Source organism: Streptomyces sp. W16 (genome assembly GCF_033194735.1).
In the GTDB taxonomy this organism is placed as follows: domain Bacteria; phylum Actinomycetota; class Actinomycetes; order Streptomycetales; family Streptomycetaceae; genus Streptomyces.
In genome coordinates this window covers 1-1,816 of sequence record NZ_JAWOAI010000986.1, presented here as the reverse complement: position 1 = coordinate 1,816, position 1,816 = coordinate 1, and the positions used below count along the sequence as shown (strand labels likewise).

Annotated in this window: 3 protein-coding genes and 1 pseudogene; 2 read left to right on the top strand and 2 right to left on the bottom strand. The window is 70.0% G+C overall.

Features of this window, described 5'->3' with window-relative positions; genetic code table 11:
* Nucleotides 1-318: substrate-binding domain-containing protein (locus R6V09_RS52255; protein WP_317888421.1), on the top strand; the 318-nt coding region annotated here is incomplete at its 5' end.
* A gap of 6 nt (nt 319-324) precedes the next feature.
* Here the strand turns inward: R6V09_RS52255 and R6V09_RS52250 are convergent.
* A complete protein-coding gene (locus R6V09_RS52250; protein WP_317888420.1) occupies nt 325-813 on the bottom strand; it encodes a MarR family winged helix-turn-helix transcriptional regulator in 489 nt (162 codons plus the stop codon).
* Between the two features lie 113 nt (nt 814-926).
* Between R6V09_RS52250 and R6V09_RS52245 the strand changes: the two genes are divergently transcribed.
* On the top strand, nt 927-1,439 hold the full coding sequence (locus R6V09_RS52245) for a YceI family protein (protein WP_317888419.1): 513 nt from the start codon (nt 927-929) through the stop codon (nt 1,437-1,439).
* A gap of 7 nt (nt 1,440-1,446) precedes the next feature.
* On the opposite strand, the pseudogene R6V09_RS52240 reads toward R6V09_RS52245, so the two are convergent.
* Nucleotides 1,447-1,816, bottom strand: a pseudogene (locus R6V09_RS52240) (hypothetical protein); the annotation flags it as partial.

Here is a 1,816-nt window from a genome sequence, read left to right as displayed (position 1 = left end):
CGCCGCGCCGCCGACGCGGTGCTGCGCACGGCGGCCGACACGGACGCCTTCTTCTGCGGCAACGACCAGATCGCGCGCGGTGTCACGGACGCGCTGCGCGAACGCGGGGTGGGCGTCCCCGCCGACATCGCCGTGGTCGGCTACGACAACTGGGACACCATGTCCCTGGCCAGCCGCCCGCCCCTGACCACGATCGACATGAGCCTCGACGAGATCGGCAGGATCGCGGCCCTACGGCTCCTGGAGGCGATCGACGCCGACCCGGCGCCCGGGCTGCACACGGTGCCGTGCCGGTTGGTGGTGCGGGAGTCCAGCTGAGCCTCGTCAGTCGGCGGCCAGATCCGGCAACAGGGCGCACATCGCCTCGCGTTGGGCCGGACCGACGAACTGGGTGAGTGCCCGCTTGACCGTCTCGGAGAGGGTCCCCGACGCCTCCGTCAGCAGCCGTCGGGCCTTCTCCGTGAGGGCGACCTCGACCCCGCGCTTGTCCCCGCAGACCGCCTTGCGGGTGACCAGACCCGCGTGCTGGAGACAGGCGATCTGATACGTCAGCCGGGTCTTCGGGCGGCCGAGCAGCTCGGCGATCCGGGTCATGCGCAACCCCTCGGGCTGCTCGGCCAGCAGGCACAGCACCAGGAACTCGTCGTGCGACACGTCGAGGTTCCCCTTCACGACCGAGCGCAGCTCCTGCTCCACCGCACCGGTCGCCGCCAGCAGCAGCATCCAGGCACGCAGCTCGGGCGGGAGCAGCCCGCCCCCCTGCGAGGAGGGACATCCGGGCTGGTCGGCGGGGTGCTCAACAGGGTCGGCCATGACTCCGAGTCTACCTGTTGTCCAATTTTGGAGAAGGTGGTTGTCCACTTTTGGATAATGGGCTAGCGTGAGGCTCATTCAAATTTGGACTACTGGAACCAACGGGAGAGATCATGACCGTCGCCGTCGAAACCGGGGTGTGGCAGCTCGACCAGGCCGCCTCCACCGTGGGCATCAGCCACAAGACGATGTGGGGCCTGGTCAACGTCAAGGGCACCTTCGGCACCGTCACCGGTCAGGGCGAGGTCCGGCCCGACGGGTCCGCGATCGGCACGCTGACCCTGGCCGCCGCCTCCCTGGACACCAAGAACGCCAAGCGCGACAAGCATCTGCGCTCCGCCGACCTGTTCGACGTGGAGAAGTTCCCGGAGATCACCTTCGCGGTGCGCAGCGCTGAGCTGACCGGCGACACCGCGCACGTCGTCGGTCAGCTGACCGTCCACGGCATCAGCCGCCCGCAGACCTTCACCGCTCGCCTGAAGGACGCGAGCGGCGAGGCGCTCACCCTGGACGCCGAATTCACCGTGGACCGCGACCAGTTCGGCCTGGGCTGGAACCAGCTGGGCATGCTGCGCGGCCTGACCGCGGTCACCACCACGCTCCGCTTCCTGCGAGCAGCTGCCTGACGGACCGTCAACCCGCGGGCTGCAGCCGGACGTCCGAGCTGGACAGCGTCTGCGGGGCCGCGGTGAACGCGCGCACCCGGATCCGGACCTTCTTGTGGGGGAGGGTGAACTTCCCCCCGGGCGGCCGGAGTTCGATGCTCCGCGTACTGTGCGCGGGCAGGGTCGTCGGACCGCCCACCTGGGACCAGAACCTGCTCATGCCCTGACCCGTGGTGAGCATGTAGTGGGGCGAAAGGGCGCTGCCGGACGAGTTGGTGACCTGGACGGTCAGCCGGGTCACGACGGTGGGCGCCGCGCGCCGCACCCCGGCGAGCTTCATGCTCATCGGCGGTGCCCCCGTTGCCGCCACTGCGGCGCTCGCCAGCGCGGGCGTGAGC

Coding starts and splice junctions, on each gene's coding strand:
- R6V09_RS52245 (WP_317888419.1), top strand. CDS start 927: ATGACCGTCGCCGTCGAAACCGGGGTGTGGCAGCTCGACCAGGCCGCC.
- R6V09_RS52250 (WP_317888420.1), bottom strand. CDS start 813: ATGGCCGACCCTGTTGAGCACCCCGCCGACCAGCCCGGATGTCCCTCC.